Origin of the sequence: Paenibacillus polysaccharolyticus (genome assembly GCF_023714295.1) — a bacterium.
Taxonomy (GTDB): domain Bacteria; phylum Bacillota; class Bacilli; order Paenibacillales; family Paenibacillaceae; genus Paenibacillus; species Paenibacillus polysaccharolyticus_A.
This window is the reverse complement of the sequence record NZ_JAMAUN010000006.1, coordinates 106,425-131,670: the sequence shown is the minus strand read 5'-3', so window position 1 is coordinate 131,670 and position 25,246 is coordinate 106,425. Positions and strand designations below refer to the sequence as shown.

Genomic DNA, 25,246 nt, shown 5'->3' with positions numbered 1-25,246 from the left:
GGGAGGTGTTGGTTTATGGAGCGAATAACTCAGATGGATAAAGTGATCTTCCGAGCGCATCTGCTTCAGGCAATCGATGAGATTAGGGAGCGGGACCAACTGGAGTATGAAGAGATTCGCTTGCTCGTAGAGCCTGCTCCCGAACTGGATAAATCCCTGAACGGTGCAGACGAGATGATGAGGCTGGTTGTGCTGGCTCCGCAGAATGTAGAGCATCGGCTATTTAATGTGGATGAGGCGGTAGATCTCTTATGCTGGCATGCCCCGCTGGTTCCCCTATGGATTGATGTTACGCTGGTGGAGGTGGAGCAAAAACGGGCCGTGTTTAGACTGATCTGCAGTCTGCGTCTGCGTAAACCGACGCAGCTCCGTTATGCAGAGACAGGACACGCTCCATTCCAGGTAGTTTAGGTGCCGATGGGCGAAAGAGTGTGACACTTAGAACTTAGAACAGCACTCGGAGATCAACGCGAATAAGATTCTCGTTAGAACTTCATTAATGAAATGTTAGTTTTCAAAGTAATTATAACAGGAGGCTCTATATGAATAGTCGCACCAATGAGGAATTGGAGATCGTTTCCACTTCGGATTTACAGCATATAAAAATACATGGTAGAACCACGGCGGGGCAGTCACCAATCCCTTTGTTTTGGACAGGCAGTGCAGTCGAATTTAACGTACGGGGGACGGAATTTTGGGTAGAGATCGAGTCGTCCTACGATCTACTTGAGCCCTGGATCAGCATTGTTATCAATGGTGTTCCGGTAAGCCGTCAGATGTTAATCAGGGGCAGAGCCTGGATCTGTGTATTTCGTGGCATGAATCCTCATGCGGTCAAAAATGTACGTATCATCAAGGATGTACAGGCGATGAGTGTTGACCCGGGCCATAGTCTTCAGTTTCATGCGGTGAAGGCAGATGGCACGTTCCTACCTATAGAAGAGAAACCTTTTAAGATCGAGTTCATCGGAGATAGCATCACCTCAGGCGAAGGAGCGATTGGGGCGAAGACAGAAGAGGATTGGATACCGATGTGGTTCAGTGCGCTACACAATTATACGTTCATGACCGCTGAGGTATTGGATGCAGAGTATCGTGTCATCTCTCAGAGCGGATGGGGCGTGCTGAGCAGTTGGGACAACAATCCGAATGGCAATATCCCGGAGTTTTATGAACAGGTCTGCGGTCTGCTGAAGGGGGAGCAGAATGAAAGACTCGGCGCGTTGGAGCCACATGATTTCAACTCCTGGCAGCCTGATATTATTGTAGTCAATCTGGGTAGCAACGATGATGGCGCATTCCGATCTCCAGCTTGGACAGATCCAATCACTGGACAAGTATACAAGCAACGCCTAAACGAAGATGGGACGTATCATGAGGAGGACTTGGCCAAATTCGAGAAGGCGGTGGAGCAGTTCCTGATTAAGCTGCGAAAAAATAACCCGCACGCGCATATCATATGGGCTTATGGCATGCTTGGAGCTTCTTTACTGCCCGCGATCTACCGTGCAGTGGATGCATATCACAAGCAAACAAGAGATCATGCTGTTTCAATCCTTCAGCTTCCGATTACGACCGAGGAAACGATGGGTGCAAGAACACACCCTGGCGATCGATCACATCGCCGGGCGGCTGATGTTTTAGCAGAGTACATCGGGCGAATTCTATAATATACAAATTGAACTACATTTTTTACATGGAACACTCCGATGGCAGAATAACCTTCCAATCGCTGTTATCCCCAGATTTTTAAATTTTCCTTTTCCAATGGGAAATCCGGTGATAAAGGCGTAGCCTATGCTTCCGATGCAGCTTTCTTACAGAAAGCTTATAGCTTCGCTTTTTCAGGTTTTTTCTGTCCTCTCCGTTTTTGTGTAAATAAACTCTCCAACTTATATAGATTCTCCCAATGGTTGTTATATACCCAAGGGTAACGAAAGACCGCGCAGCAGGACGCTGTGCGGTCTTCTTCGAGTGTTTTTATCGAGTCTGGTCGTTTAATTCTAATGAACCCTCTGTTGCAAGATGGCATTGCACCTCATAACGGATGGAAATGATCTGCCCAAGCGTCTGAGTACGGATCATTTTAAGCAGGGTGGGCACGGTGCCTTTTGGAAATAAGGGAATACCTTCACCCAGCACTTTAGGGATGATAGCCACCTCAATCTCATCCAATAACTGCTGCTCCATCACCGATTGAACAAGCTGGCCTCCGCCTAAAATCCAAACATCTCCATCGAAAGACTGTTTCAGCTGGGGAATGAGTGTTTTTACGCTCTCGGTTGTGAATTGTACATGCGGTGCAGGTGGTTGTTCTGAGCGAGAAAGCACATAAGTCGGACGATCTGCGTAAGGGAAGTCTCCCGGCATGGTAAGCACGGCCTCGTACGAGGAACGTCCCATAACCACACTGCCAATCGTTTCATAGAATGTGGCATAGCCGTTATCGCCGCCATCACCACCCACATCAAGCAACCAATCGAACGTGCCATCCAATCGGGCAATATATCCATCCAGGCTCATGGCAATGTAAAGAATCGCTTTTGAATTTGAATTATTCATAATTCATCGCTCCCTTTTTGTAATACCTATAAGATACATTAAAACTATGCCAATAATTGACGTAGTTTAAATGCTTATTTACTTAAAGTACAGCCAAGGAGGGATCTCGAAAGCCTGGATAAGCAATGAACTACCGCACCGTTTATGCCTGTAGCGGGCTATGTTTCATTTCATAGATTTTCTGGAGTATACGCAGGTTTTCTTCCTTATCCGCATCGGACTCGGCATGTACATAATACTCTACCCATCTGTATCCGAACACGAACAGAATCATCTCGTGTACACAGTGGTCAGCGAGTGGGGGAGCCTTCGCATAATCCGCAAAGCCCTTATAATACGCAGGAACACAGCGCTGATAATACTCCACCATATGCTCAATTTCACACTCATCGGCAACCAGGCTGGCAATATCCTCTCCAAAGTATCCCCATCCTGATGTATCCCAATCGATGAGCGCGATTTTCCCATCGGCATAGATCAGATTGGTCACCCAGAAATCCCGATGGTTCAACACAAGCGGCAGCCGTTCGATACGAGCAAATATTTCGTCCGAGTGTTCATCCATATCGATCAACATTTGCCGGATATGGGGTGGGAACTCGCAGTCTTCAGAACGGATGTAATCATAAACGACAGGCCATGAGCGATAGTGCAGATACGTATTTTTCATGAGATCGGCATGGCTCAGGTTGTTCAGACTCTTCAGCACTGCGGGCTGTTCTGCGTATAGTTTACCTTGATAACGCCCTAATTCCAGTGCAGCCTGTTCAACCATTTCACTAGACAGATCCAGACCGGACACACCATCGATATATTCCAGCCACAGCTGAAATTCATTTTCCTCGGCATTCATCTCCGCGTAATAACATGTGGGCCAGCGAAAGGTTTCCGAGAATGTTGTTTCGAGGTCAGACATGTACAGATCATATTCCCGGCGCCAGGAACCGGGATCATTATAACGTTCCCATTGTTTCTGAACCTTCAGTACAAGTTGGTAAGGAAACTTTTGGCCATCTTCGGTTTCGGCTGTTCCTGTTACCAGATTGACGTTACCCACAGTTCCGCCATGTAGAGTGGTTGTATGATAGTCCGCTACAATAATGTTCTTCTTAAAATATTGGTTTAAAACATGAGTTAACGTTTGCATCTTTATTTTCGTCATCTTCGTCTTATTCATTTCTTCCGACCTCCGCTTTTGTTGGTTTGTTTACTCTGAATCCTGTAAATTTTGTTTTTTGCTCTTTTTTCGATGAGGTAGTTCGTTTTGTGTTGTACATACTTGTTCTCTGACTGCTGGGAAATATAATTCTCCCACCGTTCTTGCTGTAATGAACCGTCCGCGAGTGCTGAGAGAACTGCACATCCAGGCTCGGTCTGATGGCGGCAATCAGTAAAGCGGCACTGAGCGAATAATGCTTCGACATCGGCAAAGCTTGCATGAATACCTTCATCAGCATCGAAAAGCCCAAGCTCACGCATGCCAGGCGTATCAATAACCATTGCGCCCGAAGGCAACATAAAGAGTTGACGATGTGTTGTGGTATGGCGTCCACGGCTGTCGTCCTCCCGTATCGCCTGCACTCTCATGACGTCATTTTCAATTAATGCATTGAGCAGAGAGGATTTACCCACGCCAGACATGCCGAGAAATACAACGGTTTGACCTGGTGCTAGATAAGTGTCCAGTTCGTTCAGCCCCAAGCGAGTATGACTGCTGATCACGTGAACAGGTACATCGGAGATCCTTTGTTTAACTTCCGTGAGCATGGCATGATCTTCTGTAACGAGGTCTGCCTTAGTCAAAATGATGACCGGTTCACCGCCGCTTTGTCTGGCTTGTGTCAGGTAACGCAGAATGCGATTCACATTGAAATCTTGGTTCAACGAAGTCAGGATAAATACAACATCGAAATTGGTCGCGACAACCTGCTCCAATATCGTTTTTGCATAGCCTGCAGCATGGCCTGCATAGTCTGCACGTGAGAATTTGGACCTTCGGGGCAGCACTTTAACAATCAGGGAATCACCGATATCGTTGTAGCGCAGCAGGACAAAATCCCCCACACAAGGAAAGTCAGTTGGCATATCCGCCTGATAATAAAATGAACCTTTCAATACTGCGGTGACTTCACCGCGCTCTGTCATGACCGTGAATTGCTCCCGCCGAAGTTCTGTAATTCTTCCAGGTAATAATCCATCGGGGACCTCTTCTGTTTCGATATATCCGTAGGATTTTAAATTCATCATGGGTATAAGGTTAGCTCCTTTAAATGTTGTTTTTGGACGCAAAAATGCCGCAAACAAGCAGCCTCTTACGAAGCTACTGTTCTGCGGCATCAGGACGCAAAAAAGATACGACCTTCATCGTATCTGCAAACAGCAATATTCACGAAAGGTTACTTTGGATGGCATAACAAAGAATACGGGAGTCGTCCCGCTTTTTTCAGATATGCCAGCTATTCGGTTTTAATACTGAACCACCATATCCATATAAGTAGCAGCCATTTAAAACCTCTCCCTTCGTGTAAGGAACTTGCTTATCGCTAAGCTGTCTTTACCATAACCTGTAATGGAAAATAATTCAATGTTATTTTTATGTGGATTTCAGTTTTTTTGGAACCCTGGGGAAACGTAGCCTCTGTGCTCATGGGTTAGCCGTAGTAACTTGCGTATATTATGGATGACTGTATATGACGAAGTGCCCTTCACTGGCAAATTCACTTCCGATCCAGCCGACAGGCAGCCCCTGATTTTTATAGACATTCAACATCGCTTCAAAATACGGATGTGGCTCCTTGCATAACAATCGGGCTCTCGCAATCTGAAGTAGATCACTGCTGACGATATCAGCAAGATGGTTAAGTTGATCAGGCTTCAGGCCCAGTTCCGGGGACTGTCCCTCTAATTTTTTCTTCATCATGCCATAGAAGTCTTGTTCTTCTTCATACAGAATGAACGCGCGGTCAAGGGACCTCTCCTGATCACCAGAAGCAGGCGGAATATCCCCTAAGGCATCTGCGGTAATGTCTAATAGAAAATGATAAGGGGGCTCAACGTCCTCATCCTGGTAAAATTGCAGGGCTTCCTCCAGGTTCGTATACGGGTCTTGTGTCTCGGACGCTGTTCCGTTCATTGCACCTCCATGGGTGATGGAATGATATGATCCCTTCAATACATCGCCGTGTTCAATGTAATCCAGAACTTCACGTACATCTGTAGGGAAAATTTCTTTACTGGTCATCGATGGTTTCAACTCCCGACATTTAATGGTAGATGCTTTACAATTCTACATCTATGTGCGGAGAGCCTGCCTGCAAGGCAAAATCTCTCAAGGTGTTATAGTGTCTTTGCGTTCGTGGAACGGCTCTCATATGTTACAATCTTTCTATGACAAAAAGTGACGTAGTTAAGGTGGGGATATATTGAATCAACGCAGGCTGGCAATGATGCGCCTTATGGATTCCAGACATAAGTTTACAGCTCGTGAGCTGGCAGAACGATTTGACGTATCGGTTCGTACCATTCAGCGTGATCTGGATGCATTACAGACGATGGGCTTCCCCTTATATACCGAGGTGGGTGTTAATGGCGGATATCGGGTGTTGCCTAATCGGATTCTACCTCCAATGCAACTGACGCAGCAAGAAGCACTGGGTCTGTTCATGATGCTTGAATATTTGGAACAGGTTCCTGATTTTCCGTATGGTTCGATCCGTGGGCATCTGGCGGAGCAGTATTTCTCCACACTGCCTTCGGATGTACAGGAACGGATCACAGGCATGAGGGATCACATTGCGTTCATTCAGCATCCCGGTGACCATGTGAATGCATTGACATCAGAGCTACTAACAGCCGCTTCGGAGAAGAGGGCCATTACGTTTAGGTATGATGCTCGCAGTAGATGGAAGAGGGTGAGCGTGTATCCCTTCGGCATTTATTATGAGCAAGGATACTGGTACATGCCTGCACGGAATAAAGATCGAGTACTGTTATACCGTGTTGACCGAATAAGTGAGCTTACCGTGCTGGATCAGACGGATGATTCGGTGCCTGCATTAAAGGCGTGGCTGAAGCAAACAGAGAATAGAGCGGGCGAAGAAGTCGTGCTGCGCTTCACAGCATTCGGGGCCAGAATGGCTGCATCGGATGTGTTGTTCAGAGCGTTGGTCGATCAGGAATGGTGCGGGCTTGTGCCGCGTGCGGAGTTTTCTTTTACAGCACGCAGACTGCTTTCCTATGGACCCGAGGTGAAGGTGATATCTCCGCCAGCATTGCAGGAGCAGGTCCGCAGCATGCTTGAGCAAAGTGTGGTACAGTACAGGCAGGAATAGAGGAGATCGGAACTCCGACTAGAACATATAGTTTTGAAAGGGGGGCTACCATGATTCGATTCATAACAGGTTTAACCACTTGCTCTGTGCAGAGTCCATGCGAGGAACAACGGCGGTTGTTTGCATAGAGCAGGATTTATTTTACCGCCATCATTGATTTGAACGCATAATGTTTAAAGTTTCTCGCACGACTCTGCTGCCTTAAAGAAATCATTTAAGGAGTGGAGTAATGTGAAATATACAAATGCCGATGCCATCCTTCCAGAGGCTTTGATCAAGGAAATTCAGCGCAGATTCCCCGGTGGGTTGATCTACATTCCCAAGCCCAAGGAAGCACGTATCAAGTGGGGGGAGCGTTCGGGCAGCCGCGAGTGGATACAGGAACGCAACCGCGAGATGTGTAACCGTTATACGCAGGGCGAGACAATCGAGCAGCTGGCAGCGCGGTTTTGCTTATCCATCGACAGCATCAAAAAAATCGTGTACTGCAGGAAAAACCGTAAAAACAGATGAACAAACTGAACAAAAGATTCCTATTGAAGTCACATTCGAGCGATTGGATGTGGCTTTTTGGTATGTCGACATTGATTAACAAAAGAATGTTCCATATTCGTCTACAGAATCCCGCCTTACAATGAAATCAAGAGCATATGACTCATGCACAGCAATGTGGTGCTATAAAGTTAAGCGGAAAGGGTGAATCTATTGAACATTCAAGTTGAACTGACGAATCGGGAGCAGGCTTATATGATCAAAAATATGTACCCATTATATCTGCACGACCTGTCCGGTCATTACGGATTACAAGAAGGACACAGGCCAAACGAACATGGCATATTTGAAGCCGGCTCAGAGTACAGGACACTGCAGGATCAATACGATGTGCAAAACGTATGGTGGGGAGACCCGGAGCGTCTCTATCCTTTTCTTATGACGGTATCGGGTATGCCTGCCGGCTTTGCCTTTGTCGCCACGCCGCCTTACTGCCGCCAGGACGTCGACTATTTCATGCATGATTTTTTCCTGCTGCAGCCATTCCGCGGATTTGGACTTGCAGAGCAGGCGGCAACAGCAATCTTTGAGAGGTTTCGTGGCAAATGGGTACTATTCACCAATGCAGCGGAGAAAAACAAAGTGAGTCAGCATTTCTGGCGCAAGACGGTATCTAATTATACTCAAGGGGTGTATGAAGAGAACGAAGCGGAAACAGGCTGTGAGGATGGGCCTAAGCTCGTTTTTCAATTCTCTAATTCGGTTATTGCTTAATGTTAGGAAGAAGTGTTGTAGTCTCTGAAATTCAAAAGGCTCCCCTAGCATCGAATGGATAAGGGGGAGCCAGATGGTGTGACACTAGAACTGAATACCGAATTCCCTAGAAGGCAACAGGGATACGTAGAGAGAAGTTGAAGCACTGCTTTCTCGCACTAGAAATTCATCCGTGCAAACGTGGCATCCCCCTTCACTGTAGCATTGCTGGAGGCATTCACCGTATCGAGCTGTAGCACATAATCATAATGCCGGATGTAATATCCGGGCTGGCTATACGATCGAAGAGATACTTTGGTGCTGTCAGCCCAGCCGGGGCTGATCAGGAAGGTGGCATCTCCTTTGTAAGCAGTGGTGTTGGCAAAGGCTTCAAGTACAATTTTATTACTCGCATTACGTTTCAGGAAATAACCAGGGTAGTTGATTGCCTCCAGCGAAACACCTGTAGTGCTGGCAAGACCCGGTACAACGCGGAACTGGGCATCCAAAGCCGGGGTGACATTCGCATCAATGCGAGCAACATAGTTGGCGTGACGGATCATGCGATCCGGTACATTGTGTGAAGCGAACTGGCTGTAGCCTGTAGCTTCAGGCATGGATGGGCCCAGCATTTTGACTTCATGCAGTGTTGGGGTATACCAGTTGCCCGGATTGTTCCACAATACGGCGTTGACCATATTGATTCGCACATAGCGTGCCGTGAAATGCACAGCATCCGTGGTGAAACCATATGTCAGATTGTTGGTGCGATCCAGCGTGGAGTAGTTTACACCATCGTTGCTAATTTCGATTTTGTATTTGTAATATCCCTCGGAACCTTTATACATAAACCACGAAGTGTTAATCTCCGTAATGGTCTTTGGTGCTCCAAAATCGACCTGCCACCACGCAGGCCAACTGTTGGAGGAAGCCACCCATGAGGTCTGATAGTTACCGTCATTGACAAGGGAAGGGGACGAGCCAGAGGCCGTCGAGCTGGCGGAGGCTGTCTTGCCTTGGGCATGATTGACGAGAGCAGGTAACGTGATCTGACCTGTTGCCGCATCAATATTCCATGTGGTATACCATTCCAGCGATGCCGTTCCATTGCCGTCATTCAGCGTGAGGGGCAACCAGATATGTTTGTGCTCGCCCAGATTCATCGGATTCCAGCGATCCGCCATATAGATATACGAAGTGGTGCTGCTGCCCTGAATCGTGGCAATATCATGGATCTGGGAGCCGAAGGCAGACGGGTTGCCATAAGGCGTTAGTGCAGACCATGGCCCGGTCATTGAAGTAGCTGTAGCGTATGCACCCTGATTCGGATACCAGCCGGCCGCTTGGGAGGTGAAGAGGTAGTAGCGGTTTCCTTTTTTCACAACAGCCGGGGCCTCGCGGTATGCATTCTCGAACAACCATCCTTCGAACGACTGTATCCCTGTATAACTTGCATTCATTTTAAAAATAGCCATCGTATCATTCGCACCGCCATTTTTGCGGGAGGCCGTTACGAGATAACCTGTGCCGTCCGTGTCCACAAAAACAGTCATGTCACGAGATTCATAATCAAGCGGGCGGAAGCTGCCTTCATACGTAAATTTGCCGTTGGGTGTACTGCTTGTGGCTACCGCAACGCGGCCGAGATTATAATCTGTACCGTTCTCATAATGAGCCCAGAGTACATACTGCTTGGTGGAGGCATTATAGATCACTTTGGGACGTTCAATCTTGCTGGAGGCGAGTTCCGTCGCGGAGTCTTTGGTCAAGATGGCATTGCTGAAGGTCCAATTTTTCAAATCCGTTGAGGTGTAGACGTTTACGCTGTCAAACTTACCGCCCACCGCGTGTTCACCATACAGATAATACGTTGAGCCTACCTGCAGGATGTTACCGCTGTTGGCGTGAATGGGATTGCCAGCCGTATCAAGCCAATCGGTACCATTGGTAATTGCTACACTTGCCGCGTTGCTTCGTTCAGGATGTAGACCAAACATCGTTAATGCGAGTGTGAAAACCAGAAGCCAGACCGTCTTGCGTTTCCCCATTACGTACACCTCCATATAGATTAGAGAATAATTAAAGCGCTTTCAAATCTATTGTAGTTGATTTACAATATTTAGCAAGTGAACAATTCAGAGATTGCTGAACATAGCATCATCTGTTGGTGAATAAGCGGCAAGAGCATGAATTCCTTTTCATTGACTGTGATATGAAGCCAAAGATCAGATGAAGTCGTATGTAAATGGTAGTATGTTTGTAGGGAAATCAAGGATAAAACATATATGGGCACTGGAGGTGCTGGGTGTTATGAGTAATGTCGTACACTATGAGGTGAATTCGGTAGAAGATTATATGGCGATGATCGAAGAGTTACCGAAAGGTCTGGATAGGTATTATTATCGTGGAGAAAACAAGGTGTATTCCACTCAATCCTCGTCCTTACTTCGATCAGGAATAGCGCGATTGCTTCGAGATAACCCGGAATATTATGTGGATGCAGTAAATGATTATGTCCGAGATATGGCAGATCAAGCGGGAGAGTGGGAGCGCGAGCATGTGTTAGCCTGGTGTCACCATGAAGGTCTGCCTACGAACTTGCTGGAACTTACAGCGTCTCCGCTACGCGCGTTGTACTTTGCCTGTTTGAGCCGCACCGATCATAGCGAGGAGCCGAGTCAGGCGGGGTACGTATACGGTTTTGCGAGAGAGAATACAGCCGACGTGACTGAACTCATATTGGAGAATGTGAAAATAAAGGCATCTCGTTATAACTTAATTGAGGATATGGGCGAGGACCCGCGATGGATAAATCTGCTGTCGAATCACGATAAAAAGAGAGATTCTCCTAAGCCTGATCTGGCCCAAATGCCTTACCTGATTTATCAGGCACCGTATAAGTATAGAGGCTCAGACGAACCGAATGGCCTATATTTCTATCAGTTTTTTCAGACGGTTCCCTCATCGTCCAGTCCGGAGTTTTCTTTTGAAATCATACAACAGCAGTACACACCTGCGCTGATCGTTAAAGTACGAAATCAAACAGAGATTCGAGAGCATCTTCATCACCGTTTGGGACTGTACAAGTGATTGAGGTACCGCCCGAATATAAGAGCAAGATTGTGATTGTCTTCTCGTGATATAACTGTCCTGAGCCTTTGCGAAGGTCAGATTATTCATTGAAGGGGATGACGTTATGAACGAGACATGCAGAAGACTGGAAGGACTAGTTGCCTTAGTAACAGGTGCGAGTAGAGGCATTGGCCGGAGCATTGCGATTCGTCTGGCTCAGGAAGGCGCATACGTTCTTGTGCATTTTGCAACAAGGCAGGCGGAAGCGGAGAGTGTGGTTCGGAACATCATAGACCATGGTGGACAGGGGCAGGCCATCGGAGCTGATTTAAGCACGCTAGATGGCATTCATGCACTGTTTGCGAAGGTCGATAATGCTGTTCAGAAGCACGGACAAGAAGGAAAGTTGGATATTTTGGTCAATAACGCTGGCATAGGCCAGATCCTTAGCCTGGAGGAAACGACGGAAGAATCCTTTGAGGATGTCATGAGAATTAATGTAAAAGCACCGCTATTTGTGACGCAGCAGGCTGTCTCCCGGCTTCGGGATGGAGGGTGTATCATCAATATTTCCTCTTTTGTTACACGCGTGGCTTCTCCAGGGGTGTTTGCTTACAGTATGACCAAAGGGGCTGTGGATACGTTCACGAAGCTGCTAGCCAAAGAACTGGGAAGCCGTCAGATCAGGGTTAACGCCATACAACCAGGAATCATTAATACCGAAATGAATGCAGGAACACTTGCGAACCCACAGGGACAGGCGTATGCTGCCGGACTGTCTGTAATGAATCGCTGGGGAGAACCCGAGGATGTGGCTGATATCGCTGCCTTTCTTGCCTCGGCGGATAGTCGCTGGATGACAGGACAATGTGTGGATGCCAGTGGTGGCTCACACTTATAACTTCTGACGATGTAGTCTAGTGTTGGAGGAGGACTGGTTATGGATCGCTTTGTAATCAATGCAAATACGCTAGTGGTCTTGCAGAAAGAGGACGGAGAGATGGTACTGGTCAAAGGCGGTATCATTGCTGACGGTTTTGAAGTCTTGGCGACCTACTCCAAAGGCTGGCTGACATTTGCCTATCTAAAAGATCATCAGGGCATATGGTGGTTCAATGCTCGTACGAACAAGGCCAGTTTGTTCAGTCGGGATACGGAAGCATTCCGCGTCGTACACGAGGATTACAGCTCTGATTCGCAGCATGTCTATCTGGAGGACAAGCCCGTTTCTCCCTCCGATCCAGGCAGCTTTGAACTGTTGCCAGGGACGCCTTATTTTGCAAAGGATAAACATCGACTATACGTCAAAGACAGCCAGCATTTTCATGTGTTCGATGAAATTGATACAAGTTCAGCCATTGCGCGGCATGATTACTGTACAGATAAGGATCATCTGTTTCACTTGTCGAGTGGCCTTCGTTATGCCAATGAATATAAACATGAGATGGTCGATTGGTTGCGGGAGCATTATCCAGATACACCTGGCTGGTGGCAGACTGACTACGCTCATCATGCAGATGACGCGGTGCAACTTGCGTGGAGTTGGTATGCCACGGCTACCTCCGTATTTTATCGGACAGAGTCCGGCGGTGGGTACAGGCGAGATGCCAAAGAAACCTTCAATCTGGTTCGCGGCGCGGATCGAAGTTCATTTGAACCGCTAGACGAACAGCTTGCGCGTGATCGGGATCGGGTTTATTTTCAGTGGCGTACTATCCGCGGAGCAGATCCGGACAGCTTCGAGTCACTTGGGGGGCGATTTGGCCGGGACAAGCAGCATGTTTATTATAACGGGTATCGTATGGAGGGAGCGGATGTATCCACATTTGAATTGTTAGGCGGTACGGAGCATCTGGGTTTATCCAGAGATCAGAACGACGTATATCATGCGCAGTATGCGCGTACGAGTCAGCCTTTCGGTCATCCTGATGATGTACTTCAACGGATCAAGGGAGCGGATGCGGCAACGTTTGGAGTGCTTACACCATCCGGTAGTTGGGCTGTAGATGCGAATCGGGTATATCTCTGGAGCATAGCCAATAAAAAAATAGACCGTGCCAGCTTTACTCATCTGCTCGAAGCTGATCCCCAGAGCTGGGCCAAGGACCGGAATGGGCTCTATAATGCGAACGGCAAACGTACCGTAAAAGGCATCGATGGGGAATCTTTTGTCATGTTAAACAGATATTGGGGCAAGGATGATCAGGCTGTATTCAGTTTTGTGACAGGAGGGGTGTACAAAACAGCGGATACAGGGACATTTCAAGTTACGGATGATGAAGGAAGCGCAGAAGATAAGCTGTTTCGTTATTCTATCCACGATGGAACGGTGCGCAAGAAGAAAAAGTAGATATGAAAATGACGGTGTGGGATCTGAAAGTGAGTTGATATCTAAAGCCATCCTAGAGAATGGAATCTCAGTTGTGTATTCAGATAAAAAACCAGGGACAGACTTCAAAACGTCAATGTCCCTGGTTCTGATTTGGGTTCAAAAGCGAACGAATGGATTGGTCTCTACCTTCGTTGCTCGTTGTTTTATCGTTTGATCGTTTTAATTTTTATGGCCCTTGCGCACTTTGAGCTGCATACGCTTGATCGTGGTATGCTGCATAACTTCCAGCACGAGCGGGCCTTTGCCATTCAGAATTTCGACATCCGTCACGTTGTCCAGAATCGTGATAATTCCGATATCGTCTGCGCTTACGCCTTCGATCTTCGCAATGGTTCCTACAAAATCAACTGCACGAAGTTTCTTTTTCTTCCCTCCGTTGAAGTTCAGCTTCATAATCTGCTGGTTCAACAGCTCACGCTTGTCCTTTTTGCGTTCAGGGGCGATCTTGAGACGTTTCTCGAATGCTTCCCGGCAGCGATCTACCTCATCCTCAGAAGGTGCTTTGACCACAGGAATCTCAAATCCAATATAAGATTCGATCTCCGCAAGACGTCTGCCATCCTTTGGCGTGACCAAAGTGAAGGCTCTTCCTGTTTTTCCTGCACGACCCGTGCGGCCTGTACGGTGAACATAGCTTTCTTTTTCAAGCGGGATATCGTAATTGATGACGTGGGTGATGTTTGTGATATCAATTCCACGCGCCGCAACGTCGGTAGCAATCAGATAACGGAATTGTCCACGTCTGAATGCATTCATGACTTCGATTCGCTCATCCTGCTCCATGCCGCCGTGGATACGATCAGCCGGATAGTCCAGATCAGCCAACGCGCGGAACAGCTTATCCACATTCTCCTGTGTGCGGCAAAAAACGATACAGCTATCCGGGTTTTCCGTAATAAACAAGTCCTGAAGCAACGCAGTTTTGTTCACTTCCGACGTGCGAATCACGGCATGTTCAATCGTTGCTGTAGTCAGTCCGCTAGCTCTAATTTCGATTTCTACAGGGGTGTTCATATATTGGCGGGACAGCTTCGCCACATCTTCCGGGAACGTTGCGGAGAACAGCATCGTTGTCCGTTCCTGCGGCAATGCCTGAATAATCGCTTGTACCGTCTCAATAAAGCCCATGTTCAGCATCTCATCTGCTTCATCAATGACCAGATATGCGATGCGATCCAGCGGTAGCGTGCCCCGTTCAATATGATCCAGAACCCGGCCTGGCGTGCCGACAGCCACATGGGTTCGTTGTTTCAGCTCGGCTTTTTGAATGTGAAAAGGGGACTGTCCATACAGTGCGGTAGCTTTAATGCGTTTAAAGCGCCCGATGTTGGTAATATCTTCGTTGACCTGCAGAGCCAGCTCCCGTGTGGGGGTCAGAATCAAGGCCTGTGGTTTATTTTCGTTCCAGTCCACCAGCTCACAGAGCGGTATGCCGTATGCGGCTGTTTTGCCGCTGCCTGTCTGTGATTTCACAACAAGGTCTTGATTTTCCAGTGCCACGGGGATAACACGGGTCTGAACTTCGGTGGGATTCTCGTAACCCAGGCTGTCCAGTGCTTTGACGATCTCTTCCCCCAGGCCATAATCCTTAAAATACTGCTTACTCATCGTTTACCCCTTTTGCGTTTAGTTTTGAAATGCAGTCTGCTCACGTTATTTTGTTCTCAGTAAGGATTGAAGTGAATGATCTGACTCTTACTTACCAGCATTGCACCGTACATGCATCATATACCTGCCTATTATACTCTATGTGCACGAAAAGCGCGTGGCAAATAAAGAGACTGACCTTCTGAATAGCAGTTCGTCCCTATATATCGTATATCGGTGAAGGTAGTTATGGTCTTTTCCCGCACCGTACTATCTAACGATCTCAGATGAGCTTATTTGAACGATATAGAGCGTGTTGGAATTGTAACGATCACCATGGAGCTTATTCTGGTGAAAACACGTTAAAAGCGTCCGATCTCACTTTATTTTGCCCAAATAAGGTCTCCTGAGATCGTTAGAAAATAAAAACGCATAAAATGGACTAAATAGCGTTTCTGGAGATCGTTAGATGAAATGAGTCCCTCAAATCAGGGAATGAGGAAACTCTACGATGCTCCTTTTATATGTGCAACGTTCCACGTGAAACGATTTGTATCGTCCTAAAGGGAGCTTCCCCGATAGTGGACCCATATTAAGAAAAAGACGATACCTCCATCGTTACATGGGTGTACCGCCTTGATACATATAGTGTTATTTTAGGATACTCACATATTTGCCGTAAACGTATGCCATTTGTCCATTCAGCTTCACTTTGACCCAGCCATAGGCATGACCTGTATTAACTACCTCAAGTATCGTACCTTGCGGTACGGAAGTAATCACTTTTGATTTGGAGGATGCCCCTGCACGTACATTCAGATGAGCAGCCGTAACCTTGGCTTGTTTGCGTGAAACTGCGACACTTGGCTTGCCATTGTCTGAAGGCACAGATGGTTTGCCTGGTTTCGGCGATCCAGGTGTAGGAACCGGAGTTGGTTTTGGCTTCGCTGAAGTTACTGGTTTCTCCGGTGCAGGTGCAGGAGATGGGGAGTTCCCGCCGTTTCCTTGGCTATCTGCAGCTTTGCGAGCCTTGTTCAACTTCTGGTAGAAAGCACCTTTCGTTTTTACGCCTTTAAATTGGCTTGCATCTACCCCTGCTGTGGAAGATAAAGATTCCATCTCATCTGCAGTTACTGCATCCAAAATGTTAATGGAGGCAATATTGGTGTACTTGCCATCTTCTGTTGTCGGCACATTCATAATACCAGCATTAATCAGTTCCACGACATCTGCACGCTCCGGTGCAGTCAGGTCTACGCCAGTGATTTTCCAATGTTGCTGAATTTTCGGCTCGTAGACACCTTTCATCACGTCTTGCAGATATGCGATAGACAGATTACGGATTGTGCCTTGAATCTCACCAAAGGCGGAAGCATCCTTGGAGGACCAGAGTTGCTTGAACGTACGTCCTTCGAGCGCCCCACCTTTGGCAACCAGGGCCTCCATCCGATAAGCATTCATGCCGAGCTTGAGTGTATCATCTGCCTGAACCGTTTTTCCGTTACTGTACTTCAAATGGGTAATGCGGCTGCCATATGGCTTGGTCAGATCGATTTCATAGGTCACACCGCCGAAGAAATCATCGGTGCTGTACTTGGAAGCACGTCGCTTCGGATCAAAACTGATGGTTACATCCCCGGGACGGGTAGAGTTAAAATATCCTGCGGACCATTCCATGTAATCCTTCAGATCACGTCCGGTCACTTCATATACCGTCACTTCACCAAACGTGTACTGATAGTTAAACGCAATATCTTTTTTCTTGATCGGGCCAACGTCCAGCTTGGCTTTGTCATTATCGATCTGATGCGCGACAACGTCAGCATCACTATAATGGAGCATCACTTCGGTGAAAAAATCAGACAGCGGCGTTTCCTGAATCTGCACGGCAGGGATGCCTTTGATCTCATCCGCCGGAACCAGATTGGTTCCTTTCAACTCCGCTACCTCAATGTTGGCATCGGCACGGGCGAACTCGTGGAACGGGTGCAGTGTTTTTTCCAAGGAGGGGTCAGACACCTCATAGGTGCCGTCTGCCTTTTTGACAGCGAGTGCCTTCGCTTCTTTACTCTTCAGCACAACCTTACCGTTCTCTTTAGCAAACGTCAGGTCAATTCGTGACATGTGTGTACCGTATTTGTTGGGCTCGGAGATCAGCACGCCGTTCACCGTCTGTGATTCAATCAGCTGATGCATATGTCCGGCAAAAATAGCAGTTAGCTCCGGGTTGGCATTGGCGATGTCCGTGACACCGGTTCCCGGTTTACCGTTCTCGTTATCCAATCCCATATGCATGAGGCCAACCATGACATCCACTTTGCCTTTCAGTTCGGCAATGGCTTTGCGAGTCTCTTCTACAGGGTCTTTGACAATGACACCATCCAGGTGATGGGTTCCCTTTTCAAATTCGGTAATCATCGGGGTGTTCATACCAATTACGCCTACTCTGATACCGTCCTTCTCGATAATGGTATAGGCAGGCATGTAACGGTCGCCGTTTTCTTTGAAAATGTTACCGACAAGCGCCTGGCCTTTGAACTGAGAAGAGATTTTCTCCAGCACATCCAGGCCAAAGTTGAATTCATGATTCCCCATAACCCAGGCATCATAGTTCATCTCGTTCATGGCCACCATCATCGGTGACTGGGGTTGATCATTGAACAATTCGGCAGAATTGTCCTGAATCATATCTCCTGCATCGAGCAGGATAGTGTTGGGATTCTCAGCACGAACTTTTTTTACCATCGTATAGAGCTGTGTCATGCTTCCGGCAGGGTTGGGGCCATCCAGTGCGTAGTCCCATGGCATAAAGCGACCATGAATATCAGATGTGCCAAGTAAAGTAATCTTAGTCTCAGGATCTGCTTCAGCTGCGTGAGCGTCTTCCGAAGCGAGCGGAGCGAGTAGCACGGAAGTGCCTAATAGAATGGACAATGACCAACTAGCGAAACGTTTTAAACCATGTGTACGCATGTGTAATCTCCCTTGTGTTCTGATGTGTGTAATGATATCTATCAATCCATACTAGAGAAACATCAAGGTAATGTAAACGCTGATGTAACATATATGTTCGATACAGTTGAATAAAGCAGGGAAAAAAGATAAAGCAATATAAAGTATACTTTTCAAAGTAAATAGTATGTTTTATATGTGTATAAAACCAAAATTATCCATTATGATGTCCTTGTAAGCGCTTTATAAAATAAACCAAACCAAGGAGGAATATTATGTTGAAGTCCAAATGGTTTAAGACGGTAGGTACGCTTGCTCTGGCAGGTGTGCTGGCCGCGTCAGTCGCGGTGGGCAGTGTCAGTGCCGGATTGGCTAAAGGCAGTAAATTCCTGGGGAATATTATAGCTAACCAGGTACCAAACAATTTCAGTCCGTACTGGAATCAGGTGACGCCGGAGAACTCCACGAAGTGGGGTGCGGTAGAAGGTACGCGTAATGTGATGAACTGGGGCCAGGCAGATATGGCCTACAACTATGCGAAAAACAATAAAATGCCTTTCAAATTCCACACCCTTGTTTGGGGAAATCAGGCACCTAACTGGATGAATGGCCTCTCTGCTAATGATCAGAGAAACGAAGTGATCCAATGGATCAGAGCGGCAGGGCAGCGTTATTCCCAAGCGGAGTTTGTTGACGTAGTCAATGAGCCGTTGCATGCGAAGCCAGCCTTCCACAATGCGATTGGCGGAGATGGACAGACGGGCTGGGATTGGGTCATCTGGTCATTCCAACAAGCAAGACAAGCCTTCCCGAATTCCAAGTTGCTGATCAATGAATACGGCATTATCGGTGATCCTGCGAAGGCAGATCGATATATCCAAATCATCAACCTTTTGAAAAACAGAGGCCTCGTTGATGGCATCGGTATTCAAGCGCACTACTTCAATATGGACAACGTATCTGTGAACACGATGAACACTGTTCTGAACAAACTGCAAGCAACAGGCCTTCCAGTGTATGTATCCGAGCTAGACATGACTGGGGATGACAATACCCAGTTGCAACGTTACCAACAGAAGTTCCCTGTGCTCTGGAAGCACCCGGCTGTTAAAGGTGTTACGCTGTGGGGTTACAACGAAAACCAAACTTGGACTAGTGGTTCCCACCTGGTAAGAAGCAACGGCACAGAGCGTCCTGCAATGCAGTGGCTGAAAACCTACCTGGCGAACAATCCTTAAGCCCAGGTACAGATCTTAGAGTTGGTGTTTGTCCAGTTGTATAAACTTTAGTACAAGTACAAGCAGAATGGAATCACTCTATCTGTTAAAAATCAGTTAACCTGCATTATCCCCTCATAAAAGAGCCTGTCCCGCTATGATATGGGACAGGCTCTTTTAACGTATATCAGCATTTTACTTCCGTTTCTCGCTGTTCTGAATTACTGTTTTAATTCGCTGTAATCACCATGCTGTTAAAGGAATCAGCTTCTAACTGCACATGAATCGTCTGTCCTTCGGTGAACGTCAAGTGAAGGTCACGGCGATCCGGGAACGGATTGTTAACAACGATTACCAGGCTGTTATCCGGGTTGCGGAAAGCAACGGCTTTGCCGCTCCATGCGCCAGAGAGGCCAAGCCGGCGAGCGCCGTTAACGATATGATGAGCAAAATGTTTCATGACGTAATACTCTGGATTACGAGTGACGTCCTTACTTGCAGGATCAACGGTGATCATCGAGTTTTGCTCCCAGCCCCATGTGCTGCGTCCTTTGGGCTCAAGCACCATATTCCAATAGATATAGGCGTTGACGCCATTACTGAAATAGTGCTGATAGAGGTTATACACGTGCTTGGCGTAGTTCCACGAGTTATGACCATCCCCGCATTCATTTTCGGTCTGCATGTAACGAAGCTCCGGGTAACTTGCTACGGTACGTTGAATGGCATGTTTGCCAGCCCATTGGTATCCAACCCCTTTAATATAGGAGTAGGCTTTGGGGTCACTGAGCACCAGTCCAGCGTATTCATCGAATCCGGTCGTTTTCTTTTTCATCAGTTCTTCCCACGGATCAGGTGCGTTAATCGTACCGAGCCAGATTTCCGTATCCAGACCGTGCTTCTCAAAAGCAGGCCCTAGATAATCCGCGATAAATTCGCGTAGCTGCTCACCTGTCCACATGCAGGAGGGGAACTTCTGATCTGCGATCACTTCGTTCTGCACATGAACTTGATGAATTGTAATGCCCGCTTCACGGTAGGATTTAACAAACTTCACAAAATATAAAGCGTAGGCTTCGAGAATGTCCTTTTCCCAGCGCAGTGTTCCGTAGTTGTACGCTTTGGGGAACTTCATCCAGGTTGGCGGACTCCATGGTGATGCGAATAACTGCAAATCCGGGTTATAACTCAAAGCTTCCTTGATATAAGGGATCAAATATTTAAAATCTCGTTCGATGGAAAAATGGTCCATGGCCACATCTCCGTCTACTTCGTTGTGGCTATACCACTGCTCTGCATAATCACTCGCGCCAATCGGCAGGCGACAGATCGTGAACCGATGCTCCCCTTCCGGGTGGAACAGGGAATGCATGACTTCGTGTCGCTGCTCGTCACTTAAATGGGCCAAAGCCAAATAACCAAGTTCATTGAAGCAGCCACCGAAACCTTCGACAAGCTGATGCTGTTCACCGGTTAGTTTTAAGTTAGCGCTTTCATTGGTAGGTGATGCAGATAACTCGTTCCATGGATTTGCGGGTGTAGTGGAATATCCGTTAAACGTAAATGTCATATGATGATCCTCCTCGTAGGCTGGTGAGTAATCCTTTTGATTACGTTTAGTATACCAACTTCCACTGCAAAAGCAGATGTGCTAATCCGTGCAATATTTACCCTAATCCAAGGTGGTTCGTTTGGAAATGAACAATGATCGAGTGGTAGGAAGTGAGCTACTGCACCTATAACACTTATAATGCCCGTAATTAAGGATCACTATATAGGTAGCACGATATACCCTATTCCTCTGAAAAGTGGAAAATCCCCGCTAAGAATTTAGCGGGGATAGAGTTATTTGTTTTCGAAGATCAGAATCGTTTTACTCTTGGCGATATATCCAACGGTTGTATGGAGCTGCTCTGAAATAAATCGAATCGGAACATAGGCAATGCCATCCTTCATCAACAGTGGAGCATCGTTCATGATGGGTTCATCGTTAATAGTGACCTGTTTGTTGCCTACGCTCCAGCGAATCGTTTGGTTCGCTTCTGTAATCACTGCTTCACGTGTACCGCTGTTCCAGTTCACACGAGCATTTAACTGCTCGGATACAAAACGCAGAGGTACGTACGTCCGGCCTTCATCAATGAAAGGCGCCGCACCCAGTTCGTATGCACGGTCGCCCACATATGCCGTGGCAGATCCTTCGATCAGGCGTTGAAAACGCCCCTGTGGCGTACGTTTCTGCTCTCTGACATTCATCTGGTTGAGTAGCTGCATCGTGTGGCTACCACTTGTCACATCCAGATAATTGTTATGTACAGTAAGCCCGGCATCAGTTGCCTCTGTCATAACATTTGGTGTGTTTAAGGACATAGAAGTGGAAGCAGAGATGTTGTCTACGCTTTGTACATCTGAGTTATCCGGTGTGAAGGATAATTCCGAGATTGGTGTCAGATCCCATATCCGGTTGCCCGATAGCTTCAAGACGTTTAGTTTGGTTAACTTGCGTAGCGGCTCCAGATTATAGATCTGATTGGACTCCGCATTCAGCTCCGTTAAGTTTGTTAATGTTGCGATGTCACTAAGTTGCTGGATCTGGTTACCCGAGATATCCAGTTTCCGCAATTTAGTCATGTGGCCCAGGGGTGCCAGATGTGATATATGGTTACCTGCCACATTAAGTTCACGCACTGTATCTGGTAGCTCTGCGAGGGCATCCAGTGATGAAATATGATTGTTCGCTACATTCAATTGCGTTAATTTAGTCTGTTCCACAAGTGGAGTGAGATCGGTTATATCATTATTTGAGATTTCAAGCCATTTCACCGAACGCAGCTCTGTTAGAGGGTCAAGGCTTAGAATCTGATTGCCGCTGGCATGCAGTGTATGTAATCTGGGAAATTCCCGCACAACGTCAATGGAGGATATCGAATTGTTACTGATATATAGACGTCCCAGTTGCTGTAATGCAGCAAGAGGCTGGATGGATGTAATGTAATTGTTACGAACGTCAATCTCGCGAAGCCCTGTCAGGTTTTCCAGTGGTGTGAGATCCGTAATTTCATTACCGTACAGACGCAGATGGGTCAAATTCACGGCATATTCCAACCCGGAAAGACTTTGAATGCCTGCGTTGCTCAGATCTACCACACGAAGCTGCTTCAGTTCCTTAGACGTCAGGGGTTCGCCTACGGGAATGTTTAGAATCAGCTTCAGTCCTTCTTCAAGCGCGGGATCTTTAATGAGGGAATGTTCTGAATCATCGAGCACGTATGCCCTCGCTTGCCCCGCCGTACCTATACTTAGAATACATATCAACATTAAAAGTGTGATTCTCTTCATTACATGCCTTCCCTCCAAATCATAACATCTCTTATTATTAACCCGTCTTGGGGATATAGGAACCGTTATTTTATAACGTTTATCTAACTATACTTTATTCTATATGATAAGGGTCATGCCCTGCACTTTTTCAGTATAATTTTGTGCAAATTATAAATATCTGCATGAGGCTCAACATATTTGCATCACGCTGTATTCAACCCCTTGATGAAAAGGGTAAGAATGTACAGAGGTTATATGTGGAGAGGGAGATGTATCGATGAGGAAAGCAATGATCATTAGCAATCCGTCGTCAGGCAAGGAAAAAGCAGAGCAATATGTATCCCAAGTTCAGGCTATTCTGGAATCCAAAACATACGCAGTTGTAGTTAACGAAACAGCCGGGGAAGGCGATGCCGCTCATTACGGTCTGCATGCCTGTAAGGACGGATGTGATCTGGTCATTTCCATTGGGGGAGATGGCACATTACATGAGACGATCAACGGTATGCTGGATCAGGAACATCGTCCCCTTCTAGGCATCGTTCCGCTGGGAACAGTGAATGATTTTGCACGGGCGTTACATATCTCCCTCGATCCAGAGGAAGCAATCGAGCAGTTACGTTCCGAACAGACCCGGTTGGTAGACCTGGGTATGGTGAATGGACGACTCTTTGCTAATGTGCTGGCTGCCGGCTCCTTGGCGGAAGCGTTGTTCTCTGTTTCGCCAGAGGAAAAGTCGAAGCTGGGGTCATTCGCTTATTTGAAAGAAGGATTGAAGGATCTAGTAAATACACCAGCAAACGTTTTGAAGATCGAATACGACGGGCAATTCTGGGAGGGAGAGTCACCGCTTTTTGTGGCGGCACTTACCAACTCGGTTGGAGGGTTCGAAAAACTGTCACCGGATGCAGAGGTAGACGACGGCATGATCCACTGCTTTGTGATTCGAAATATCAGTGTATTCAATAGCTTGACCTTAGGCACTTCGCTGTTTTTCGGCAATCTCAAAAATCATAAGGACGTGGACTATTTTACAGCCAAAGAAGTGCATGTTCGCTCAGACGAAACCATTCGTACCAATGTGGATGGGGAGGAAGGCCCTGCTTTACCGATTGATATTCGTGTGTTGCCTGGTTATATGAAGGTGATCGTTCCGGAAAAAGATTAATGATTTCTGCCCAAAGCTGGGCAGTATTACTTATAACAAATCATTTCTCCATATAAATGTGGGGAAAGTCTATTGAAACCGATTGCAGATATATGTCACAATCATAGACGGAAGACAGGCATGGACATTACATATATGGATATGTATCAGGGTCTCATGCACACACACTACTTTTGAATATGGAGGGGAAACATCTTGAGAACCATTAAACTGGGCAGCAGTGCACTCGATGTGCCTGTAGTTGCTGTAGGTTGTATGCGAATCAATTCATTAGACAGTAAGGACGCGGAGCATTTTGTACGTTCTGCTATGGAAGTAGGCGCGAATTTCTTCGATCACGCTGATATTTACGGCACAGGGACGTGTGAGGAGATTTTCGCTGATGCTGTGCAGATGAATCCCCAAGTTCGTGAAAATTTGATTCTTCAATCCAAATGCGGCATTCGCAAGGGAATGTTTGATTTCTCCAAAGAGCATATCCTGAATTCGGTGGATGGCATTCTGCAACGTCTGAGAACGGAATATTTGGACGTATTGCTCTTGCACCGCCCGGATGCCCTTGTTGAACCGGAGGAAGTGGCTGAAGCGTTCGATCAGTTGGAGCGTGAGGGAAAAGTACGCCACTTCGGCGTATCCAACCAGAACCCGAACCAGATCGCATTGCTCAAAAAATATGTCAAACAACCGCTTGTAGCCAACCAGCTACAGATGAGTATTACCAATACGACAATGATCGATAGCGGTATCAACGTGAATATGGAGAATGATGCTGCGGTGAACCGAGATGGCAGCATTCTGGATTACTGCCGTCTGCATGATATCACCATTCAGCCGTGGTCTCCATTCCAGTACGGATTCTTCGAGGGTGTATTCCTTGGCAATGAGAAATTCCCGGAGTTAAATGCGAAGATCGATGAGATCGCTGCGAAGTATGATGTGAGCAACACGACCATTGCGATTGCGTGGTTGCTTCGTCACCCTGCTAAAATGCAACCTGTGACAGGCACAATGAATATTGAACGTCTGCAAGATTGCGTGAAAGCAGGTGAGGTTCACCTCACTCGTCCAGAGTGGTATGAAATCTATCGCGCTGCAGGGAATGTCCTGCCATAAGTCACATTAGATTTAGTATGGAATAACCGTGAAATACGCCGAATGTGTGCTAATTTTCGGACAAATGACACGAGCCTGCCTGGCTCGTGTTTTTTTGTGCAGTTAGGTCTTGGAAGAACAGACCATTTCGATATAAAATATAGATACATATTTTCTCATCCTAAAAGGGTTAAAATGTAATTAATACAAATTAGTTGAAATTATTTTATTGAAAAGAACGTATATATTACATATAATTACTTTTGCATATACCTGTAATCTTGCTTTTGGTGTTTTTATTTTGGAG

20 protein-coding genes are annotated in these 25,246 nt (G+C 46.8%); 11 read left to right on the top strand and 9 right to left on the bottom strand.

The window, feature by feature from the left end:
• Positions 1-15 precede the first annotated feature (15 nt).
• Both M3629_RS16200 and M3629_RS16195 read left to right on the top strand, forming a co-directional pair.
• Entirely contained in the window at positions 16-411 is a 396-nt protein-coding gene (locus M3629_RS16200; RefSeq protein ID WP_251508306.1) for a hypothetical protein, read from the top strand.
• Between the two features lie 131 nt (positions 412-542).
• Positions 543-1,670: an SGNH/GDSL hydrolase family protein gene (locus M3629_RS16195; RefSeq protein WP_251508304.1), complete on the top strand. Its 1,128-nt coding sequence runs from the start codon at positions 543-545 to the stop codon at positions 1,668-1,670.
• 310 nt (positions 1,671-1,980) lie between these two features.
• Here the strand turns inward: M3629_RS16195 and M3629_RS16190 are convergent, their stop codons facing one another.
• The 4 genes from M3629_RS16190 to M3629_RS16175 all read right to left on the bottom strand — a co-directional run bounded on the left by M3629_RS16190 (position 1,981) and on the right by M3629_RS16175 (position 5,803).
• A complete protein-coding gene (locus M3629_RS16190; protein ID WP_251508302.1) occupies positions 1,981-2,562 on the bottom strand; it encodes a dihydrofolate reductase family protein in 582 nt (193 codons plus the stop codon).
• A 142-nt stretch (positions 2,563-2,704) separates the two neighbouring features.
• The gene (locus tag M3629_RS16185; protein ID WP_251508300.1) at positions 2,705-3,739 is read right to left on the bottom strand and encodes an aminoglycoside phosphotransferase family protein; all 1,035 of its coding nucleotides are present in this window, start codon (positions 3,737-3,739) and stop codon (positions 2,705-2,707) included.
• On the bottom strand, positions 3,736-4,809 hold the full coding sequence (gene rsgA, locus M3629_RS16180; protein WP_251508298.1) for a ribosome small subunit-dependent GTPase A: 1,074 nt from the start codon (positions 4,807-4,809) through the stop codon (positions 3,736-3,738). Before rsgA ends, M3629_RS16185 begins: the two co-directional genes overlap by 4 nt.
• Positions 4,810-5,236: 427 nt before the next feature.
• Positions 5,237-5,803, bottom strand: a complete 567-nt coding sequence (locus M3629_RS16175; protein WP_251508297.1) for a hypothetical protein — start codon at positions 5,801-5,803, stop codon at positions 5,237-5,239.
• Positions 5,804-5,984: 181 nt separating this feature from the next.
• Between M3629_RS16175 and M3629_RS16170 the strand changes: the two genes are divergently transcribed.
• The 3 genes from M3629_RS16170 to M3629_RS16160 all read left to right on the top strand — a co-directional run bounded on the left by M3629_RS16170 (position 5,985) and on the right by M3629_RS16160 (position 8,159).
• Entirely contained in the window at positions 5,985-6,893 is a 909-nt protein-coding gene (locus M3629_RS16170; RefSeq protein ID WP_251508295.1) for a helix-turn-helix transcriptional regulator, read from the top strand.
• Positions 6,894-7,124: 231 nt separating this feature from the next.
• On the top strand, positions 7,125-7,406 hold the full coding sequence (locus M3629_RS16165) for a CD3324 family protein (RefSeq protein ID WP_251508293.1): 282 nt from the start codon (positions 7,125-7,127) through the stop codon (positions 7,404-7,406).
• A gap of 192 nt (positions 7,407-7,598) precedes the next feature.
• A complete protein-coding gene (locus M3629_RS16160; protein ID WP_251508291.1) occupies positions 7,599-8,159 on the top strand; it encodes a GNAT family N-acetyltransferase in 561 nt (186 codons plus the stop codon).
• Positions 8,160-8,317: 158 nt separating this feature from the next.
• Here M3629_RS16160 and M3629_RS16150 read toward each other — a convergent pair whose 3' ends face one another.
• Positions 8,318-10,135 (bottom strand): AbfB domain-containing protein, encoded by a 1,818-nt coding sequence (locus M3629_RS16150; protein ID WP_435368238.1) that lies wholly within the window; start codon positions 10,133-10,135, stop codon positions 8,318-8,320.
• A gap of 313 nt (positions 10,136-10,448) precedes the next feature.
• Between M3629_RS16150 and M3629_RS16145 the strand changes: the two genes are divergently transcribed.
• The 3 genes from M3629_RS16145 to M3629_RS16135 all read left to right on the top strand — a co-directional run bounded on the left by M3629_RS16145 (position 10,449) and on the right by M3629_RS16135 (position 13,560).
• A complete protein-coding gene (locus tag M3629_RS16145) occupies positions 10,449-11,228 on the top strand; it encodes an FRG domain-containing protein (RefSeq protein ID WP_251508289.1) in 780 nt (259 codons plus the stop codon).
• A 106-nt stretch (positions 11,229-11,334) separates the two neighbouring features.
• Positions 11,335-12,111: an SDR family NAD(P)-dependent oxidoreductase gene (locus M3629_RS16140; protein WP_251508287.1), complete on the top strand. Its 777-nt coding sequence runs from the start codon at positions 11,335-11,337 to the stop codon at positions 12,109-12,111.
• A gap of 39 nt (positions 12,112-12,150) precedes the next feature.
• Positions 12,151-13,560: a DKNYY domain-containing protein gene (locus M3629_RS16135; protein WP_251508285.1), complete on the top strand. Its 1,410-nt coding sequence runs from the start codon at positions 12,151-12,153 to the stop codon at positions 13,558-13,560.
• Between the two features lie 201 nt (positions 13,561-13,761).
• On the opposite strand, the gene M3629_RS16130 is transcribed toward M3629_RS16135, so the two are convergent.
• Both M3629_RS16130 and M3629_RS16125 read right to left on the bottom strand, forming a co-directional pair.
• Positions 13,762-15,210 carry a DEAD/DEAH box helicase gene (locus tag M3629_RS16130; RefSeq protein WP_251508284.1) on the bottom strand — a complete coding sequence of 483 codons (1,449 nt, stop codon included), beginning with the start codon at positions 15,208-15,210 and terminating at the stop codon, positions 13,762-13,764.
• Between the two features lie 630 nt (positions 15,211-15,840).
• Entirely contained in the window at positions 15,841-18,162 is a 2,322-nt protein-coding gene (locus tag M3629_RS16125) for a 5'-nucleotidase C-terminal domain-containing protein (protein ID WP_251508282.1), read from the bottom strand.
• Between the two features lie 254 nt (positions 18,163-18,416).
• Between M3629_RS16125 and M3629_RS16120 the strand changes: the two genes are divergently transcribed.
• The gene (locus M3629_RS16120) at positions 18,417-19,379 is read left to right on the top strand and encodes an endo-1,4-beta-xylanase (RefSeq protein WP_251508280.1); all 963 of its coding nucleotides are present in this window, start codon (positions 18,417-18,419) and stop codon (positions 19,377-19,379) included.
• Positions 19,380-19,587: 208 nt separating this feature from the next.
• Here the strand turns inward: M3629_RS16120 and M3629_RS16115 are convergent, their stop codons facing one another.
• Positions 19,588-20,928, bottom strand: coding sequence for a glycoside hydrolase family 30 protein (locus M3629_RS16115; RefSeq protein ID WP_251508278.1), 1,341 nt, complete (start codon positions 20,926-20,928; stop codon positions 19,588-19,590).
• A 275-nt stretch (positions 20,929-21,203) separates the two neighbouring features.
• Positions 21,204-22,697 (bottom strand): leucine-rich repeat domain-containing protein, encoded by a 1,494-nt coding sequence (locus tag M3629_RS16110; RefSeq protein ID WP_251508276.1) that lies wholly within the window; start codon positions 22,695-22,697, stop codon positions 21,204-21,206.
• A 259-nt stretch (positions 22,698-22,956) separates the two neighbouring features.
• On the opposite strand from M3629_RS16110, the gene M3629_RS16105 reads away from it, so the two are divergent.
• Positions 22,957-23,847: a diacylglycerol/lipid kinase family protein gene (locus M3629_RS16105; RefSeq protein WP_251508275.1), complete on the top strand. Its 891-nt coding sequence runs from the start codon at positions 22,957-22,959 to the stop codon at positions 23,845-23,847.
• A gap of 195 nt (positions 23,848-24,042) precedes the next feature.
• Complete coding sequence (locus tag M3629_RS16100; RefSeq protein ID WP_251508273.1) at positions 24,043-24,960, top strand: aldo/keto reductase; 918 nt, start codon at positions 24,043-24,045, stop codon at positions 24,958-24,960.
• Positions 24,961-25,246: the final 286 nt, after the last annotated feature.

What these genes read in the sequence shown, in the direction of transcription:
- M3629_RS16200 (WP_251508306.1), top strand. Translation starts at nt 16, where the DNA reads ATGGAGCGAATAACTCAGATGGATAAAGTGATCTTCCGAGCGCATCTG.
- M3629_RS16195 (WP_251508304.1), top strand. Translation starts at nt 543, where the DNA reads ATGAATAGTCGCACCAATGAGGAATTGGAGATCGTTTCCACTTCGGAT.
- M3629_RS16190 (WP_251508302.1), bottom strand. Translation starts at nt 2,562, where the DNA reads ATGAATAATTCAAATTCAAAAGCGATTCTTTACATTGCCATGAGCCTG.
- M3629_RS16185 (WP_251508300.1), bottom strand. Translation starts at nt 3,739, where the DNA reads ATGAATAAGACGAAGATGACGAAAATAAAGATGCAAACGTTAACTCAT.
- rsgA (WP_251508298.1), bottom strand. Translation starts at nt 4,809, where the DNA reads ATGATGAATTTAAAATCCTACGGATATATCGAAACAGAAGAGGTCCCC.
- M3629_RS16175 (WP_251508297.1), bottom strand. Translation starts at nt 5,803, where the DNA reads ATGACCAGTAAAGAAATTTTCCCTACAGATGTACGTGAAGTTCTGGAT.
- M3629_RS16150 (WP_435368238.1), bottom strand. Translation starts at nt 10,135, where the DNA reads ATGTTTGGTCTACATCCTGAACGAAGCAACGCGGCAAGTGTAGCAATT.
- M3629_RS16145 (WP_251508289.1), top strand. Translation starts at nt 10,449, where the DNA reads ATGAGTAATGTCGTACACTATGAGGTGAATTCGGTAGAAGATTATATG.
- M3629_RS16140 (WP_251508287.1), top strand. Translation starts at nt 11,335, where the DNA reads ATGAACGAGACATGCAGAAGACTGGAAGGACTAGTTGCCTTAGTAACA.
- M3629_RS16135 (WP_251508285.1), top strand. Translation starts at nt 12,151, where the DNA reads ATGGATCGCTTTGTAATCAATGCAAATACGCTAGTGGTCTTGCAGAAA.
- M3629_RS16130 (WP_251508284.1), bottom strand. Translation starts at nt 15,210, where the DNA reads ATGAGTAAGCAGTATTTTAAGGATTATGGCCTGGGGGAAGAGATCGTC.
- M3629_RS16125 (WP_251508282.1), bottom strand. Translation starts at nt 18,162, where the DNA reads ATGCGTACACATGGTTTAAAACGTTTCGCTAGTTGGTCATTGTCCATT.
- M3629_RS16120 (WP_251508280.1), top strand. Translation starts at nt 18,417, where the DNA reads ATGTTGAAGTCCAAATGGTTTAAGACGGTAGGTACGCTTGCTCTGGCA.
- M3629_RS16115 (WP_251508278.1), bottom strand. Translation starts at nt 20,928, where the DNA reads ATGACATTTACGTTTAACGGATATTCCACTACACCCGCAAATCCATGG.
- M3629_RS16110 (WP_251508276.1), bottom strand. Translation starts at nt 22,697, where the DNA reads ATGAAGAGAATCACACTTTTAATGTTGATATGTATTCTAAGTATAGGT.
- M3629_RS16105 (WP_251508275.1), top strand. Translation starts at nt 22,957, where the DNA reads ATGAGGAAAGCAATGATCATTAGCAATCCGTCGTCAGGCAAGGAAAAA.